Source organism: Pseudocitrobacter sp. 73 (assembly GCF_008369545.1).
Taxonomy (GTDB): domain Bacteria; phylum Pseudomonadota; class Gammaproteobacteria; order Enterobacterales; family Enterobacteriaceae; genus Pseudocitrobacter; species Pseudocitrobacter vendiensis.
This window is the reverse complement of the sequence record NZ_VTZO01000001.1, coordinates 1-17,944: the sequence shown is the minus strand read 5'-3', so window position 1 is coordinate 17,944 and position 17,944 is coordinate 1. Positions and strand designations below refer to the sequence as shown.

General features: G+C 43.1%; 13 protein-coding genes and 1 pseudogene. 8 read left to right on the top strand and 6 right to left on the bottom strand.

Translation table 11 applies throughout. The annotated features are described in order from the left end of the window. The first annotated feature begins 10 nt into the window (after positions 1 to 10). The gene (locus tag F0Q32_RS00070) at positions 11 to 535 is read left to right on the top strand and encodes a hypothetical protein (protein WP_149461419.1); all 525 of its coding nucleotides are present in this window, start codon (positions 11 to 13) and stop codon (positions 533 to 535) included. Positions 536 to 589: 54 nt separating this feature from the next. On the opposite strand, the gene F0Q32_RS00065 is transcribed toward F0Q32_RS00070, so the two are convergent. Together F0Q32_RS00065 and F0Q32_RS00060 are read right to left on the bottom strand one after the other, a co-directional pair. Then, the gene (locus tag F0Q32_RS00065) at positions 590 to 2,500 is read right to left on the bottom strand and encodes a M48 family metallopeptidase (protein WP_188016800.1); all 1,911 of its coding nucleotides are present in this window, start codon (positions 2,498 to 2,500) and stop codon (positions 590 to 592) included. Positions 2,501 to 2,714: 214 nt separating this feature from the next. Next, positions 2,715 to 4,307, bottom strand: coding sequence for an ABC-F family ATPase (locus F0Q32_RS00060; protein ID WP_149461417.1), 1,593 nt, complete (start codon positions 4,305 to 4,307; stop codon positions 2,715 to 2,717). A gap of 34 nt (positions 4,308 to 4,341) precedes the next feature. On the opposite strand from F0Q32_RS00060, the gene F0Q32_RS00055 reads away from it, so the two are divergent. The 4 genes from F0Q32_RS00055 (at position 4,342) to F0Q32_RS00035 (ending at position 8,284) form a co-directional block, all read left to right on the top strand. After that, on the top strand, positions 4,342 to 5,829 hold the full coding sequence (locus F0Q32_RS00055) for a recombinase family protein (RefSeq protein ID WP_149461416.1): 1,488 nt from the start codon (positions 4,342 to 4,344) through the stop codon (positions 5,827 to 5,829). A gap of 506 nt (positions 5,830 to 6,335) precedes the next feature. Further along, positions 6,336 to 6,566 (top strand): hypothetical protein, encoded by a 231-nt coding sequence (locus F0Q32_RS26065; protein ID WP_255475117.1) that lies wholly within the window; start codon positions 6,336 to 6,338, stop codon positions 6,564 to 6,566. A 53-nt stretch (positions 6,567 to 6,619) separates the two neighbouring features. Then, positions 6,620 to 7,210: a hypothetical protein gene (locus F0Q32_RS00045; RefSeq protein ID WP_149461663.1), complete on the top strand. Its 591-nt coding sequence runs from the start codon at positions 6,620 to 6,622 to the stop codon at positions 7,208 to 7,210. A 699-nt stretch (positions 7,211 to 7,909) separates the two neighbouring features. Next, complete coding sequence (locus tag F0Q32_RS00035; RefSeq protein WP_149461414.1) at positions 7,910 to 8,284, top strand: hypothetical protein; 375 nt, start codon at positions 7,910 to 7,912, stop codon at positions 8,282 to 8,284. 81 nt (positions 8,285 to 8,365) lie between these two features. Here the strand turns inward: F0Q32_RS00035 and F0Q32_RS26380 are convergent. Then, positions 8,366 to 8,600 (bottom strand): annotated as a pseudogene (locus F0Q32_RS26380) (integrase core domain-containing protein); the annotation flags it as partial. Between the two features lie 188 nt (positions 8,601 to 8,788). Between F0Q32_RS26380 and F0Q32_RS00030 the strand changes: the two are divergent. After that, positions 8,789 to 9,997 (top strand): type II restriction endonuclease, encoded by a 1,209-nt coding sequence (locus F0Q32_RS00030; protein WP_304627144.1) that lies wholly within the window; start codon positions 8,789 to 8,791, stop codon positions 9,995 to 9,997. Positions 9,998 to 10,031: 34 nt separating this feature from the next. Here the strand turns inward: F0Q32_RS00030 and F0Q32_RS00025 are convergent, their stop codons facing one another. The 3 genes from F0Q32_RS00025 to F0Q32_RS00015 all read right to left on the bottom strand — a co-directional run bounded on the left by F0Q32_RS00025 (position 10,032) and on the right by F0Q32_RS00015 (position 14,990). Further along, positions 10,032 to 11,456: a DNA cytosine methyltransferase gene (locus tag F0Q32_RS00025; RefSeq protein ID WP_149461413.1), complete on the bottom strand. Its 1,425-nt coding sequence runs from the start codon at positions 11,454 to 11,456 to the stop codon at positions 10,032 to 10,034. A 385-nt stretch (positions 11,457 to 11,841) separates the two neighbouring features. Next, positions 11,842 to 13,260: a UvrD-helicase domain-containing protein gene (locus F0Q32_RS00020; protein ID WP_149461412.1), complete on the bottom strand. Its 1,419-nt coding sequence runs from the start codon at positions 13,258 to 13,260 to the stop codon at positions 11,842 to 11,844. Further along, on the bottom strand, positions 13,257 to 14,990 hold the full coding sequence (locus F0Q32_RS00015) for an ATP-dependent endonuclease (RefSeq protein WP_149461411.1): 1,734 nt from the start codon (positions 14,988 to 14,990) through the stop codon (positions 13,257 to 13,259). The genes F0Q32_RS00020 and F0Q32_RS00015 overlap by 4 nt, the downstream gene beginning before the upstream one ends. A gap of 255 nt (positions 14,991 to 15,245) precedes the next feature. Between F0Q32_RS00015 and F0Q32_RS00010 the strand changes: the two genes are divergently transcribed. Both F0Q32_RS00010 and F0Q32_RS00005 read left to right on the top strand, forming a co-directional pair. Beyond that, positions 15,246 to 15,857: a recombinase family protein gene (locus tag F0Q32_RS00010; protein WP_149461410.1), complete on the top strand. Its 612-nt coding sequence runs from the start codon at positions 15,246 to 15,248 to the stop codon at positions 15,855 to 15,857. Positions 15,858 to 16,381: 524 nt separating this feature from the next. Continuing rightward, on the top strand, positions 16,382 to 17,779 hold the full coding sequence (locus F0Q32_RS00005) for a hypothetical protein (protein WP_149461409.1): 1,398 nt from the start codon (positions 16,382 to 16,384) through the stop codon (positions 17,777 to 17,779). The last annotated feature ends 165 nt before the right edge of the window (positions 17,780 to 17,944 follow it).

Below are 17,944 nucleotides of genomic sequence, written 5' to 3'. Positions count from 1 at the left end.
ATTTATTTCAATGAAATATCTAAAAATATTATTAATTAGCCTGTCATGTCTGTGGTTGACGGGATGCGGGCCCGATCCTAAAGCTTATCTTGGCGAAAAAATTGCAATGTGGAATACGACGATCAGTGATATTGAAAACATGATTACGCAATTATCAAATAATGACTCGCGTGAATTTCTTGCGGATTACAATGATAACGTGCTTCGCCATAAAGAAGGTTTTCAGGACCGTCTAAAGATATGGCATGAAATGGAAGAAAAAAAGGGTGTCCCCGATGATGCTAAAGATCTCCAAAATGCAACTTATCATTATTTAGAACAAGTTATTAAAACAGATGAAAGCCTGGAGGCACTCACTGTACTGGCAGGTGATAAAAATATTAAAGATGATGAATTCCAGACAAAGAAAGAGCAACTCACAGAATCTTTTGAGGAAATTAGTCAGAAAGCCGATGTCTTAAGCAAAGAGCAAGAAAAATTTGCAAAAGCGCATAAAATTGAAATCTCAATCGCTTCCTGGTCTGCATATCATTAATGACAAAACAAAAAATGCCGGACTCAGTCCGGCATCACAGCAAAAACACATCTACTATTTACTCAATTCCGCGCGCGCATGCGCAGATGAAATATATTGCCCAACGATCTGCGACATCGTTACAGCATCAAGCTTAACTTTTTGCCCCTCTTTTTCACACCAGGGGCTGTTCACCACGACAACGACCCGGCTTTCCTGAGGTTCATAACGGAATACCTGCATAAAGCGTTTGGTGGTGATATTCAACTTATCGCCATGTCGCACATAAAGATGAAGCATCGCGACGCCGGAGATGACGACTACCTCATAACGTTCAATGTATTCCAGCGGTAGTGGCTGCGCAAGATAGGGGCTGGTAATACTTTGCGGCGTCAACATGAACAACGGCTGACGTGCCCGGTTTAATGTCACATTACCCAGTATACCCAGTGGGAGCCCGATTAAGGTAAACAGCCAGCATATTGCGCTAAGATGTTGAAAGAGCACCAGATAGCCCCCACCGAATATCAGCACAATACCCACGATCATTATAGCCCATGCAACCGATGAGGAGGACCATATGGCCTTCGCTTCTGTCGCCAGTGTTGCTTCTGCCTCGATTTCCTCGCGTATCTCGGCGCGCAGTGGTTCAATCTCCTGAGAGATCTCGCAAGATAAAGCGGTAGCCACAGGCCCCAGCAACGCAGGGAAGAAGAGGTTCTCCTCTGGCGTAATAACACGAGAAGCGCGAGAAAGCAGCTCTTCATTGAGAGAAAGATTCAGGGCAGTGATACGCGCGCGGGTCGTGGGATGGCTATCCATGGGATGCGAAATTTCATTATCAATGCTGGTAAGGACATCAAGCCCCCCCTGCTTTTGCAACGCAAGTACAAGCCCATTAGCCCAATTATCACTGTTCGCGCGTCCGCGAAGGACGGCTTCCAGGTAGCGTTCGACAGGTTCACTTAGCGCCGTAATTCTTAGCAATGCGCAGGCGAAGGTCGCTGAGGATGATACGCGAGCCCCGGCCTGATCAGCGGCCAGTTCCCGGATGCGGCTCCAGTGGTTCACCGTCTCATGGAATGTTTGTAAAAACCACATCGCCATATCCAGGGCTGAATACAGTACCAGGCGGTCTATCCAGGCATCCTGCATGTTTTTGGCCATCTGTTGCAGGCTATTTTGCATGCCCGCGTAGAGTGGCGCGAAGCGCAGGCTGTACTGCGTATCCTCGCCGGTAAAGTGACCTAACTCATGCCCCACAACGGCGGCAATCTCTGCTTCATTAAGGAGCGACAAATATGTTAGCGGTAAATAGAGTGTATTACCCGTTAAGCGCTCGCCCTTTTCAATTTGTACGGGATTGGCCGTGACATAAAAGCCGTCAAAAAAACCGACGACGATGTTATCCGGTAGCGTAAGCCGCCCCTGGGAGGTAAGGCGCCTAACCCACTGCCAAAGTTCAGGCGCCTGCATTTCCGGCATGTTGACGCCTGACACCCGCGAATCTTCAGGCTCAAATAGCGCAAAGCATTTACGCACAGAAAAGAAACTTTTAATGATCATCCAGAGTATGGCAAATACCGCTAATACCATGGCGAACAGCAATTTCATACCGCCGCCATTCATCTCTACATGACCCATAGTCCAGATAATTTCTGAGAGCACTAAGGCAACGGTCGCGAGGCCGCAAAAAAGAATTTCGCCAACCATCATGAAGGGCAGTAGTCGTCGGCAGAGAGTAAACTTTTGGATGAGCACATCCTGGGAACGTTGCGAAGTGCGTGCACTGGCCTTACACGCTATCACCGCGCTCCCCAGAATAAACATCGCGACCAGACTTAAGAGAAGCGCCAGCATGGCTAATCCAAACTGGATGATTTCTATATCATCAGAAGTATCACTTGCCCGCCAGCATTTCCATAATCCATATATAAAGAGAAACAGCGGGGTATAAAAAAGATTAAACACTCTTTTTCTTTCCATAGAAAACGTCATCCATTTAAATGAAGAATACTTTTAATCAATCCAATTGCATCGATTTATATACTTAATAAATAAATCACATTGCAAAATTTATTATAACTCAGCAATGCGTTGAAATTAAAATTTGGTTTTTATAAAAGAATAGCGTTGAAACGGAGGAAAAATAAAAAGTGGCTGGAAACACAAATCGCGCTCTGCGCTTCCAGCCATCCTATTACTCAATACCCTTACTACGCAGGTAATCTTCGTAATTACCGGTGAAGTCAATCACGCGCTCCGGCGTAATTTCAATCACGCGCGTCGCCAGCGAGCTCACAAACTCACGGTCGTGAGAGACGAAGATCAGCGTGCCCGGATACATTTCCAGGGCCATGTTCAGGGATTCAATGGATTCCATATCCAGGTGGTTGGTCGGTTCATCCATCACCAGCACATTCGGTTTTTCCATCATCAGTTTACCGAACAGCATACGACCTTTCTCACCACCGGAAAGCACTTTCGCCGGTTTCTTGATATCGTCCTGGCTGAAAAGCAGACGACCGAGGATACTGCGCACCGCTTGTTCGTCATCGCCTTCTTGTTTCCACTGGCTCATCCATTCGAAGACGGTCAGGTCATTTTCAAATTCGAATTCATGATCCTGCGCATAGTAGCCGATTTGCGCGTTTTCGGACCATTTCACCGTACCGGTGTCGGGGGTTAAATCGCCGACCAGGGTTTTCATCAGCGTGGATTTACCGACGCCGTTGGTCCCCAGAATCGCCAGTTTCTCGCCCACTTCCAGCAGCAGGTTAACGCCTTTAAACAGCGGGCCGTTATCAAAACCTTTGCTGAGGGCTTCCACTTCCAGCGCGTTACGGAACAGCTTCTTATCCTGTTCAAAACGGATGAACGGGTTCTGGCGGCTCGACGCTTTGACTTCGTCGAGTTTGATTTTATCAATCTGACGCGCGCGGGACGTTGCCTGGCGAGATTTAGAGGCGTTGGCGCTAAAGCGGCTGACGAAGGATTGCAGGTCAGCAATCTGCGCTTTTTTCTTGGCGTTATCGGCCAGCAGACGTTCACGCGCCTGGGTCGCGGCGGTCATGTATTCGTCGTAGTTACCGGCGTAGACGCGCAGCTCACCGTAGTCGAGATCCGCCATGTGGGTGCAGACCATATTCAGGAAGTGACGGTCGTGCGAAATGATGATCATGGTGCTGTCGCGTTCGTTCAGCACCTGTTCCAGCCAGCGAATGGTGTCGATATCCAGGTTGTTCGTTGGTTCGTCGAGCAGCAGAATGTCCGGGTTAGAGAACAGCGCCTGCGCCAGAAGCACACGCAGTTTCCAGCCAGGTGCGACTTCGCTCATCGGGCCGTAATGCTGTTCCAGCGGAATACCCACGCCCAGCAGCAGTTCACCGGCGCGCGCTTCAGCGGAGTAACCGTCCATTTCACCGTAGAGCACTTCGAGATCGGCCACTTTATAGCCGTCTTCTTCGCTCATTTCCGGCAGTGCATAGATGCGGTCGCGCTCTTGTTTAACTTCCCACAGCTCACCGTGTCCCATGATGACCGTATCCAGAACGCTGAACTCTTCGAAGGCGAACTGATCCTGACGCAGCTTACCAATGCGCTCGTTCGGGTCGAGAGAGACGTTGCCCAGCGTCGGCTCAAGGTCGCCGCCGAGGATTTTCATAAAGGTGGATTTGCCGCTCCCGTTAGCGCCAATCAGGCCGTAACGGTTGCCGCCGCCAAATTTGACGGAGATGTTTTCGAACAGCGGCTTACTGCCAAACTGCATGGTGATATTGTTGCAAAGAAGCAAAATTGATACTCTCTCGTAAGTGACTGAGGTGGTTATGAAACAAAACGGACAAGCATATTCTTACATAAGATTCTCATCAAAGAAGCAAGAACAAGGCGACTCCGTAAGACGTCAAACTGAGCTTGCTGAACAGTACGCACATGCGAATAATTTGATTCTATCAGATAAGAACTTTCAAGACCTCGGAATCTCAGCATTCAAAGAGGGAAACAGGCCATCACTCGGTGACATGCTCGAGGCTATCGAGAAAGGTCAGATTGAACAGGGTTCCACTATCATCATTGAATCGTTAGACCGCCTGAGTCGCCAAGGCATCGACGTGACTCAACAGATTATTAAGTCGATTCTGCAACACAACGTCTTTATCGCTTCGCTGGTCGATGGTTTATTATTAAACAAAGAATCCGTCAACGACCTCGTAAGTGTCATCAAGATAGCTATAGCTGCGGATCTTGCCCATAAAGAATCTGAGAAAAAGTCGCAGCGTCTACGTGAAACGAAAAGGCAGCAACGACAACGCGCACTAAGTGGTGAGGTTATCAACAAAGTTTTGCCTTTCTGGTTAGAACGGAAAGATGATAAATTTCTTTTTAGTGACAGAGTTGATACGGTCAGAAGAATCATTCAGTTACGACGAGAAGGATTTGGAACAAATAAAATCGCTAAAGTGTTAAACGACGAAGGTCATAGACCATTACGTTCAGCGGGCTGGAATCATACAACCGTTGGAAAAACAATCAACTCGGTTGCACTTTACGGTGCATATCAAACATCTGAGACGACTAAAGATCGGAAAGTCATTCTGCTTGATATCATAGAGGATTATTATCCTGCTGTTATCAGCAAAGAAGAATTCATGCTTTTACAGTCTGATCAGAAACAAAACAAACCCGGATATAAATCTGAGCACAATGCATTTGCCGGAATATTAAAACATGAATGTGGCGGCTCACTTGTCAGAAAATTTCACGTCGCTTCAGGGAAAACATATCAATACCATGTTTGTGCTAATGCAAGAGATGGGAAATGTAACATAACGAAGAATTTTAAAAACATAGAAGTAGCACTCTATAAGATAATGAGAAAACTCAAACTTGAGAAAAAAACCAATCTTGATGGGGCATTATTGGTAGAGCGCGACACAATAAAAAAGAAAATTCAGGAACTAAATGATATGCTCCTCGCTGTATCTAAGATACCGACAAGTGTGTTCCACACGATAAATAATCTTGAAGAAAAATTACAGGAAGTTGAAGAAAAAATAAAGCGACAGAACAGTATGATTATCTCAGAGCGAGCGTTTGATTTTAACCTATTACAGGAGATTAAAGAGCCACAAGAACTGAATATGATGCTTAAACGAATCATCGAAAATATAATTGTCTATAACATAGGCAAAAAATGGAGAATAAAAGTTCAGTACAGAAACAAACACGTTCAGAGCTTTCTTTGGGATGGCGAAAAAATTAGTTTTATTACTGATACTAAAGAAATATTAGATCTCATTAACTCATGGGATTAAAGTGAGTGTTATCCATCATTCAATCGCCATGAATCGCTCTGTATTTTGTCAGAGCGATTAAAATAACCATGCCCCCCCCCTTCAATACTAAAACTTCACAACACTCGATACAGAGCGTTTTAGAGCAAGGATTCTAAATTACATCGTATTCATTCGGTCTACATACTGACCCATTGCTCTGCTCTTATGGAGCACTTCTATGGTTGCTGCAAAGCCACAAAAAACCGAAGGTAATGCCCTCCAGTTAGAATATTCAAGACTAGACTCAATCCCCTCCCCACCTTAGCCTTACGCATATTAAGTCATTGAAAAATAATTAAATAACATAACCCTCCCCCCTCTCCCACTTGCACAAATCGATCGTTTTTATAGATCGATTATCAAATATTGATAGATTTTACAGATCAATGTAAGATCATGATTCTTCGAGTAGTGTTTCTCATAAGCAGGACTAACAGGATGGCGCTCTGTCCCCGATAGAGTGCGATAGGAAGAAGGTATCCAGAATGACTATCCTTATAAAAACATTAAAAATTATGGCATCAGGCGTTGTTCTCATTTCAGGTATAACCGCTGCCTCCAGTACCGTCTATTTCTTGCCTGAGGTAAAATCAGTAGGTATCGCCAGCAAGGACCAAAACGCCCTGATGTTTCTCGGAATGGACAGGGATGTAAATCTGAAGGGAATATGCTTCGCGATAACAAAGCAATCATCATCGATCGTGCCGCAGCTTTGATACTTCTGAGTACGTCAAACATTAACGTTAAGCTTACTAAAGAGAAGTTGATAATGAAATTATCGGAAACAGCACGCTGGTCAATCTTCGGAGTGATAGCCACAGCAGTATTTTTATTCGCATGGTTTTCAAGAGATCCGAATAAGGCAGCCAAGCGTGCAGCAGAACAGGCCGTAGAACAAAATGCAGCGCTCCAGCACGAAAAAATGTTACAGGAGCGTCGTGAACGTGGATTTGTCGAAACTGCCAACTATACAAATGCTTTCGGTGATGTCACTACGCGCTCTTTAAACGTCTTAGGGCGCACAAAAGGGACAATGCTTACCATCAGACGGGAAGGAACCGAAAAGCTCATAGACGTGTGTTTTAGCGCGATTACGGACGATAAAAAGCGTGAACTTTTCGCGCCATATTTTCCCACCACAGTTTATGCTAAATTTGACGGCGGTGAAACAAAGGAATTTGAAGCAAGCAGAGGGAGCACCGAAGATTCTCTGTGTATTTCTTCCCCGCAACGTTTCCTTTTCGATATGAGCCGCGCCCATGTGATGCAAGTCCAGTTAATCTTTCTGGATCACTATTCCAAAGTTCCAGAAGTCCATGAATGGAATTTAAAAAATTATAACAATATGGTGAACAAATGAGCAACCAAAACAACGATAAAGTTAAAATATGTTCAATATTTCAGATTCTTAATGAGCGCATCGACGGAAAATCATGCTTTATACACATTGCCAATATTGCTTGATGTGAATGTTAAAACATCATATGACAGTCCTACAATGAATCATCGCATACCTCTACCGGATGTTTAAAATATGCAATGTAATGAAACTAGTTTACTTTTAAGTAATGAGTGGGGAACTTCGACATCTGCCCTTATGTTTAAGGGGAAATTCATAGTCGGACGATTTCACTTAACAGATTACTTCATCGTTCAATACATGAAGTCGGTACATGGAATCGAAATACCTCAATCGTGGATTATTGATTCATTCACTGACATAGCTGACATTGATACCAGAAAAGTTATGTATATGGAGTGCTGCGATATGTTATCGAAAGATATAATGAATGAAATCCGTAACACGGTTAAGTCCCCACCTGACGATGTGAGAATATATCGAAATGGAGAGCACATTGTTAAGATAGAAGTTATGGAGAAACGAAATGAAATCATCTTCTGAATGTTATATTCAAATTTCATCCATCAATGTTGTTATAACCTCTTGCGTCCATTTCCATCTCCTGTACACCGTTCAGAATCATTCAATCGGTTCAAACCAATATAGATATTTTAACTTCCTAATAGTAGGATGAATAATTCAAAGAAGGATAATATAATGAAGAAGCTATTAGTAACTACCATTCTTTCAGTAGCATCATTATCAGCTAGCTCTTGGGCAATGCCTCCTGGTCTCATGCTAACTGCAACAGACCTGTCCAAAGTACCCGATGACTCTCTTTGCCAAAACGGTGGACCAAGCAGAGACCTGTTACTATCTGTTGCATCAGCAGACGCCCGACAATACGATGGCACATATGATCAGTTATTCAAATTAGAACAAAATATTCTTGAAAAAATGGAGCATATTATTGAGCAACGCTGCAAGAAATATACCAACGGTCGTTGGGAACGTGGCTACAAGCCTTACAATCAATACAAATTGAGGGAAGAAATAAACAAACCCAGCAAGAAACTTCCAATTGACTATTAATTCTTTCTTCGCCTAATTGCAAGCCAGAATAGTAATATGGCGGATGCTCTTGACCCGCCATTTCCGGACAACTTTTGTATCTTAAGTTAACAACGCCCGTTGCCGCCGGAGTTCGCTCGGAGAGTGATATCCCAGCGTGTTGTGCGGGTGGTTTACTGCGTTAACGCTGCTGCAAGATTTCGCAGTGCTGTTCCCACATCCGATTTGGACATGGACGTGTATAGCCTTCCTTCATCGTTTTTACGAACCGTTTGACCATGCCATTACTCTGTGTGCTGCTCATCACGTTTGTGCAGGGCTACAGATTCAGCGCTATGGAGAACTTACTCCTTTTATGCGCTGTTTACGCAGGACCGTTAGCCGTAACTGGGCATATCGCTGATAATGTCGAGGATAACCATATCTGCTCTTATTCACTTAATTAATCAGGAAAACTTTGCTGGCTCCCCCTGCATTTCTGTGGAAAAATCGAGCGTTGAACGTTCAAACAACAGAGGGATGCTTATGTCGATTTTTCATGACTGGATGCTCAGGATAGCTAGTGACAATTACTTTCTCTATATCAAACGATTGTCTGCTAATGATACTGGCGCAACTGGTGGACACCAAGTAGGCCTATATATTTCTTCCGACATCGCTGAAAAACTGCTTCCGTCGATCAACAATACACAAGAACAGAACCCTTCTGTTTATCTAACAGCGCATGTTTCATCGCATGAATATCCGGAAATCGAGGCCCGCGCTATCTATTACAATAATCGTTTTTTTGGCGGGACCCGTAATGAGAGAAGGATCACTCGCTGGGGAAGAGGGAGTCCACTTCAGGATCCTGAAAACACAGGAGCCTTAACACTTCTGGCATTTAAGCCGGATGAACATGGCGGTGATAGTTCAGAGTTGGACATATGGGTCTGCGTAAACCCTGATGAAGAGGATATTATTGAGTCCGTTATAGGGGAAATCATCCCGGGGACACTTATATTTGGGCCCTCCAGTGAAATCCTAGGGGGGCTGTCACTGCAACATGCACCAGTGAATCATAAATACAATATTCCTGACGCTTGGAAGAAGCAGTTCCCCTCAGGAAATGAAATTATCCAATATGCAGGTCGGCACTACGCAAAAAACTCTGATAACCCGGACGAACAGCTCATTGAGCGACGCCGTATAGAGTACGACATCTTTCTGCTGGTAGAAGAGTTCCACGTATTGGACATCATCCGTAAGGGATTTGGCACTGTCGATGAGTTTATTGCACTGGCTAATTCCGTTAGTAATCGCCGAAAATCCAGAGCTGGAAAGTCACTTGAACTACATCTTGAACATCTTTTCGTTGAGCATGGTCTGCGACACTTCGCCACACAGGCAGTTACAGAGGGCAATAAAAAACCTGACTTTCTATTCCCATCTGCTGAGGCTTACCACGATATTGTATACCCCGAAGAAAATCTCCGTATGTTAGCCGTTAAGACAACATGTAAAGACCGCTGGCGTCAGATACTAAACGAGGCGGACAAAATCAGACAGATACATCTTTTCACTCTACAGGAGGGAGTTTCTCTGACTCAGCATAAAGAAATGAAGGATGCTGGAGTAAAACTGGTTGTACCATCATCACTCCACAGAAAATATCCTGAAGCGGTGAGAGGAGAACTAATGACGCTGGGGGCTTTTATTGCTGAACTCACAGGGCTTTACGCAGAATTACCATAAGAAGCTCCCGACCCGTGAAAGCCGGGAGTATCCGTTATGCTTTATCAGTCTTGGCAGAAACTGCCTTGAGGATGTAAGGCTCCAGTAGCCTGGCTACGGCTTCAAAGACAGGGACCACAACGGAATTACCGAACTGACGATATGACTGTGTGTCAGAAACCGGAATTCGGAAAGGCTTGCCGTCTGGCGTTTCAAATCCCATGAGGCGTGCGCACTCGCGGGGAGTCAGTCTACGTGGGCGGCGAGCTTGGTTTTCAACATTCGAAAAATCGACTTCACCTGCTGCCATATCCCAGCCACGGTCTATTAGAATTTCGGATCCGTCTTTATGGTAACGGGCAGAAAGTGTGCGGGCCACGCTTTCTTTATCTTCAGGGTTAACGAGACCAAAACCAAAGCCGTTGCCCTTAGCAGCATGCTTTTTAGCATAGTTGTAAAGGTACTCCCAGAGTTTAGGCGTCAGGATATATTTGCTGTCAACCACTGGTTCCAGTAGCTCACCCAACGATGGACGTCTTTCGGGATAAAATCGACTAACATCACGTAGAGTGAAGCCATTATGAATCTTCAGGTCGCGCCGGAACCCCACCAGAACGATACGTTCACGATGCTGAGGAAGAAAATGCTTACCATCAATGACTTTAGGATCGCTTTTCCCCATCTCATTCGCATCGGCAACTTCATAGCCCAACTCGTCAAGCGTCTCCATGATGACTTTAAAGGTTTTACCTTTGTCATGGCTTTTCAAGTTTTTGACGTTCTCAAGCACAAAAATGGCTGGTTTTTTTGCCCGGATAATACGTGCCACATCAAAGAAAAGAGTTCCTTGTGCCTCACACTCAAAACCATGCGCGCGACCCAGCGAATTTTTCTTACTCACTCCCGCAAGGCTAAACGGCTGGCAAGGGAAGCCAGCCAAAAGCACGTCATGGTCTGGAACATGTTCGTCGATATAAGCATATGCATCTGTCTCTGATACCTCAGGTTTGTCACTAAGAGTGACTTCTCGGATATCGAGATTAAATGTATGTGCATACTCGTCATTAAACCAGTTAGCTTTATAGGTACGTACCGCTTGTTTGTTCCATTCGCTTGTAAAGACGCACTGGCCCCCGATCGCTTCGAAACCCTTACGAATCCCGCCAATCCCGGCAAATAGATCAATGAAACGAAATGCATACTCTGGATGATTTGCTGGTGGTTCCGGAAGCATTTTTCGAAGAAGCGCCTCTTCGGCTGAAATCAGTGACCTTGGGGAGCATTTATCATTGATCCAGCGGTTAAGCGTTTCCCGGCTCCAATCGTTTTTACCAACTTTTCTTAAGAGCTCTGCCACAAACTTCTGATCATAGATTTCCAGTACCTGCTCAATAAGTTTTCTATCATTTTCCTGTCGCTGCTTTTCTTCTACTTCAACTTTTTCAAGCAGATCCTGCGCCAGTAATTCAAATTCTGACATAACGCCTCCAAAGGGTCTTATGAGTGACACTCTATCACTCATTTAACCCAGATGGAAACTTTATTACTGGGCATTTAAACAGTGTTTCATATAATTTCTATCGATACTTGAAAACTGTCTCTAATGATACTGCACGCAAGAAAAAGAAAACCTTTTCAGATCAACTTGATACTAACGAACACTGATGTAAGTGAAGTGGTTTACCGCACCAATGCTTAGGCAGGTAAGCCCCGTTCAAAAGAACCCCGTCTTACGCACTGGCATCTACGCCAAATATCAGCGGGGGATCAATCATGATCTTCCAATGATTATAAAATTTAGTAAGGAATATTAATTCCTTACGTCAAACTTAAGTGTTTTTAGGCTTGTCTAATCAACTGCTAAATCAGCCTATATATTGGTGTGCAGAAAAAACACTGACTGACTTTGCCCCTCTTGAAAGTGCAACGTAAAGATGCCTCGCGTTCATACCACGGTTTTGAGCATTAAGGATCAAACAATGGTCTGCTTCAAGCCCTTTCAATAGTAACGTGGAACCTATTGCCCTTTTTGGTATTCGATTATCTCCTATTTGCCGTAAACGCTCACGAATGATAGAAGCTGACTCAAACATACTTTTCTGTGGACTGCCAATAGACATTGATATTGTATCTTTTAAGGCTTTAAACGCTGCTTTACGATAAACTCGTGCCCCATCCCTCTTTTCCAATTGCAGAAGAGCAGATAGAATACTTGACCGTGAATTGGAATTTACAACATCACATAATGCTTGTTCGCATTCTGTAGCCGGTTTTTCATTACGACCGTTTAGAATGGTGTCAATACGGCGTTTAGTTACTGCTGCATCAACATTCGTAATCATTTTAGACACATTATCTACGATTGAATCAGCAAGTGATTTGCCTTTTTTTTCGTCAAATTCCTGAGCTGCTGTTATAATTCCCGCAAGTTGGACCTGTTCAACAACATCTATACGGGGATTGCCCTGAGCATAACTGTGACGTGATTGTTCATCCATAGACGCTCCAATGACTAATAAGCTGTCATTTGGATAGAGTTCTAATATAGATCGTTCTGCCTTGTAATTGTTGGAACGATCAGTTTGATAATCTCCACTAAGGGGATGCCAAAAAATGTGCTGGGGGCAAGAACTCAAGTCGACCTTTTCTCCAGACATTAAAATGTCACGAGCCTGAAGAATCCATTCTCCTAATATTGGAGAATGGGCATTATTCCATCGCCAAGGTGTAGTTAGGGTTCCCAGCAATGGAAACTGTTGCTCAACCTCAGACACCCAGTTAGGCATTGCACCACTAAAATCAAAGATACATTGCATAGGGTCACCAAATACTACTGTCGGTAAATGGTCGGAAAGTGAAACGATTAACTGGTGCTGATCCATATTACAGTCTTGATACTCATCGACATAAAGTCGTGAATACGATGCTTTAAGAATTTTAGAAAGTGTGCCAGAAGCAACGAATGAATTAACCACCCGCCGCATCTCGGGATAAAATAGCTTTGGGCTTTCTGCCGAGGAGTGCATGGGGCAAGATGCAGCAAAAGTGTGAGCAACTCGTAATGCCCAACCATCGATAGTTGTTACCACAAAATTTTGGTTTGCTACTTTAAATTTCCTAAGCCTTTTCTTGAGAGCTGCAACCCCAGCAGTTGTATGAGTTAGAACCAGAATAGGCTTATTGTGTGGATTATTTAAAGCGGTAATGATTAACTGTGTTTTACCGCATCCAGCGGGAGCTACAACAGACCCACGTTCTGATGTAAGTATTTGGTTTATATTCATTGCTGATGGCCTTCTTCATAAGCCCACTGATAAATCCCATTCAGTACAATTTGGAACTCATCTTTGAAAGTTTTGAAGTTTGGGCCAATAAGTTTTCGTGATAACTCTTCAGATTTTGCTATGTTTTTAAACCACTTATAGCTACCTGCTGCCTGATATAAAGCCATCCGCATTCTTTCTTCCGGCTGGTTTAAACAATTCTCCAACTTAAACTGATTAGCAGACTTGTTTTCAATATGCTGCGCAACCTCTTGTTGACCATTTAGTTCTATCGCAAGGTTGATTAGCTTAGGAATAAGCGTAAGATCACACCACGAAAAAATGGCACCCTCTGTTGATAAACCGTGCCCCCACTCGTAAATCTTTACCCCTTTTGCAATGCATTGCGCTGATTGGACCGCATGTGCGGCATCTTGAATATCTGAATCCTTAAGTATTGCCGTAGGATAACCGAGACTTGAGAAAATCTCAGCACGAATAAAATAATTACTTCCCCCGTTACCATCAGTGCAAAATACACCTTTAGATAGAAAGCCGTCGTGCTTAATATCTTGACAATATAATTCTAATCCTCGGACAATCCCAACTTCCGTCGCACCTTCACCAACTATTACCTTTTTGCTAAAAAATGCCTCGGCACAAGCTCTCAGCGTCGCCTGTTGATCATCACCACCACCTAAACTAAGAATATTATGAGATATACCATCGGCCTGATGCATGAGGTGTTTTTTTCTTATAACATGCAATTGCTTTGACAGTAATTCTCGCAAAACATATGGTGAATGAGTAGTTAAAAATACTTGTTGTAACGGATTCTCTTCTTTTGCCCCTAACTCGTTAAGGAGCCTTGATATTCTGTATGGTTCCAGCCCATACTCGGCCTCATCCACAAGTAACATTGTTGACTGACTCGTAGCTTTCTGTATACCGCTAATAAGTAACCGGGAAGATCCAGTACCTAACTGCCGCAAAGGTGTGCCATCGTTACTATGCAGACTAATAGCACCATTAGACAGGGTGATTCCATTAACGTCTAATAACGCCTTAAGCTCTCCTAAAGGTACGCCCAATTTGTTACCTATTAATTTTACATCCTCAAGAACTTTATCCAAGCCTTCTACTGGGTTAGCAGCAAACGCATTACGAGTTTGTCGTGATAATTGTGTTAAGACAGAAGTGACATCAAACTTCTCCTCCGAAAGCTTGTTAAGCACTGATCGACTACCCCATGCGAGATTATTGTAAGGAGTAACACCTAATCTTGATGGAGAAATCATCTCACGATGTTTCCACGGAAGACGACGCTCAATTCCGTCACTATCTGCTCTTAATGAATAGAGCCGCCAATCTGGTTCTAAATCACTCTCAACAACAAGTTTTACCGTTAATACAGGTTCAAAGTCCAGATGTGGTTCATCATGAATTTCACATGTTTCAGCATTAAATGATCGTAAAAAATGCCCATATCTTTCAAAGTTCAGTAATTCATCATTAAGCATTCCGATCGTTATAGAAATAGTGATCGGTTTACTTACGTCTAAACCATAGAAATCAGCATCATTAAATGTGTAGGATCTCCTTGCACCAAGAGCAAGGTCAATGGCATCAAGAATCGTCGATTTCCCTGAGTCACCAGGACCAATTAAACAGTTGAGACCGGGGGATGGTGACCACGAAAGCTTTTTTATTACCCGAAAATTCTCTACCTCTATATGACGAATCTTTGGCATGAGATTGTCTTCCTTGCACACTTTGTAGTTAGAAGTATCAATGTAGCAGCTTTCAGTTATCGTCTAAAGAAGCATCAATCCTGTTTATCCTCTTCAATCACAAATATCTTACCTTCATCTTGCAAGTGTCTTTAGGTTATACCCATATACTACTGCTTTTCGCTATCCCGAAATGGCTTGAAAAAACCATTGCTACTACCTATATGATACCGATATAATTACTACCATATAAACGCTACTACAAAGGCGAATGGTATGACAAAACGTGTTTATGCCTACTTAAGAGCGTCAACAAAAGAACAAGACGCGAATCGTGCAAAAATTGAACTACAGTCCTTTGCTGATAAGATGTCGATTTCTATCGCTGCATGGTTCGTCGAAAATGAATCTGGGGCTTCCCTTTCTCGCCCTGAGCTATTCAAGCTAATTGATGTTGCTCAACCCGGTGATGTATTACTTGTCGAACAAGTTGATCGTCTTAGCCGACTAAATGGTGAAGACTGGGAGAAACTATCCATGTTTATCAAATCCAAAGGAATCCGTGTTGTAGCCTTAGATCTGCCGACCTCGCACATGATGATTCAGATTGCAGATGATTTTACAAACCGTATGATGGATGCCCTGAATGGGATGATGTTAGATATGCTTGCAGCTATCGCTCGTAAAGACTACACAGACAGAAGACGTAGACAGGCACAGGGGATTGCTAAAGCAAAATCTGAGGGTAAATTTCGGGGACGTCAGGCTGATTTAGAACTTCATCGGCGCATAATAAAACTAAGGGAAGCAGGCATGTCATATACTGATATTCAGCAGACAACTGGCGTTGCCCGTACAACTATCAGCAGAGTACTTAAAGCTCAATAATTGGTGTGTGTTTATCATGCTGGCGGGATTAATGCAATGCTTGAATTCTTTAACGTTTAAAAAATTTCTGTACTTTCTGTTTGACATAGTTAACGACTCTCAATAATCTAAAAAGAACGGTATCCGTTTCAAAACTTATTTTCCACTGGGTGCAGTTTCCCTTCCATGACTGGACAGTGGTGCCAGGAAGTGACTACCTGGTCCGAGAACAATTCTTTGTAGCCAATGACGCGCTACATTGCAACATACCCTGATCTCATTAAAACTAGCCTTCCTTTGTGGATTTAGTTTGTTTGTGCATTCGCTAAATTTCCCCCTGAATGCGAACTCAAATACTAAATCCAGCTTGATTGGGACGGGTTAGCTTTGCTGTCTTTTTTGTCCCTCGATTTTTCGAAGAGACCAGGGAGGACAGGAACACAGCTAAGTATATGTTGCAGTAAAACAATCAATAAAATACTTCAACCCCTTATGCCACAAGGCTTGTAGCCTTGGCAGAGGTTTTGACATAATGGAAAACAAACATGAGCATTAAACCAAGAAACTTTGACAAAAACGTTGAGCAGCAACTTCTAAAACAGGGTGTTTGTTCACAAGAAATACTGAGTAAATATAGTACCAAAGAAAAGAAGTTCTTCTTTAACCTACTTTATATTGGATCCGTGGGGAGAAGAACACACCCTGACGATGCATTTGCATTTTCACTGTATGCATATGAGAGAAGAAAACATATCGCCTCAGCGTCTCGATTTCTTCAAATGAAACGTGACATACCATTAATACAACAGGTTTGTAACCATCTTGTAGGCAAATGGCCTGATGGCTATATAACAACTTCTATTGGCAAAAGCATTTTTCTTAAAAGTTGCAAATCTGTTGTTGCCAATAGCGGGCTTATCGATAAAAATGACAAACCTTATAACCCTCCGAGAAATGGAATTCGTTCGCAACTTAAAGATGGGAGAAAATGTAAGGTCGAGTTATCTGTTGCCAACGAAATTTCTATAAACGAGTTATCACTCCGACGTCTGGCAAATGAATTTGACCAGACAGGAGGAAAGGAATCATTGATTAATCAGATTGAGTATATACTTGCTATTGCACGCGCGAATAAATCAGGTCGCTTACCGATAGCATACCATCAATCTAAAGGAGGAAGGTTTTGTGCTGAAGGAGCCTGGAATCTGCAAAATTGTTCTCGCATCATCCGTTATGCCGCTTTAGCGGGGAATTACGATGTTGATATTGAAAATTGCCATTATACATTGCTCAAACAGATGTGTGAGCGAATTGGAATTTTTACCCCATTTATTAATGAATACGTTCGTAACAAAAAGAAAATACGTACCGAAGTAGCCACATTCTTTGGTTGTAGTGAAAACATGGCAAAAGAGATTCTCATTGCACTAATTTACGGTTCGAACCTCACCACTTGGGGGGCTTTGAAGAAAATAAACATAAAGAGCAACGAACTAAATCTGTCGGGAAGCTGGATTGATGGGCTTGCAAAAGAAATTCGATGTGTTCGTGATTTTATCATTTATGATTATACATCCAAAACCAAGGGGCATTTTAAGATAAGAAATGATGCTGGAATGGTTATTAAAACTAAGACAGAAGAGATGAAAAACATAAAAAAAGCAACACTATTAGCTCATATTCTTCACGGTGCAGAGTCATGGATTCTTCAAAACATGATTCGGTATTTAGGGGATAATATCGTGTTGCTCCAACATGATGGTGTGACATGCTTAAAGCCCGTAGATACAGAATTACTCTCCGATTATATCGAACAGAAGACACAATACCGTGTAAGATTTGAGATTGAAGAACTAGCAGCGGAATTCACTGATATTCGGGATACAACATCTATCGACTTAGATTATGATAGTCTCTCTGAGATGTATTCTAAATCCAGCTAATTATCTGTATTAGTCGCGACTTGATCTGACACATGGCCTTGAAAGGTTGAGAGTTACCGGTTTTGATATGGGTGTCGAATCCTTATACAAAACACGAGGTAGCTCTCATGCTTCATACTACCAATCCCGTCATCAAACACAAAGCCGGTTTGCTCAATCTGGCTG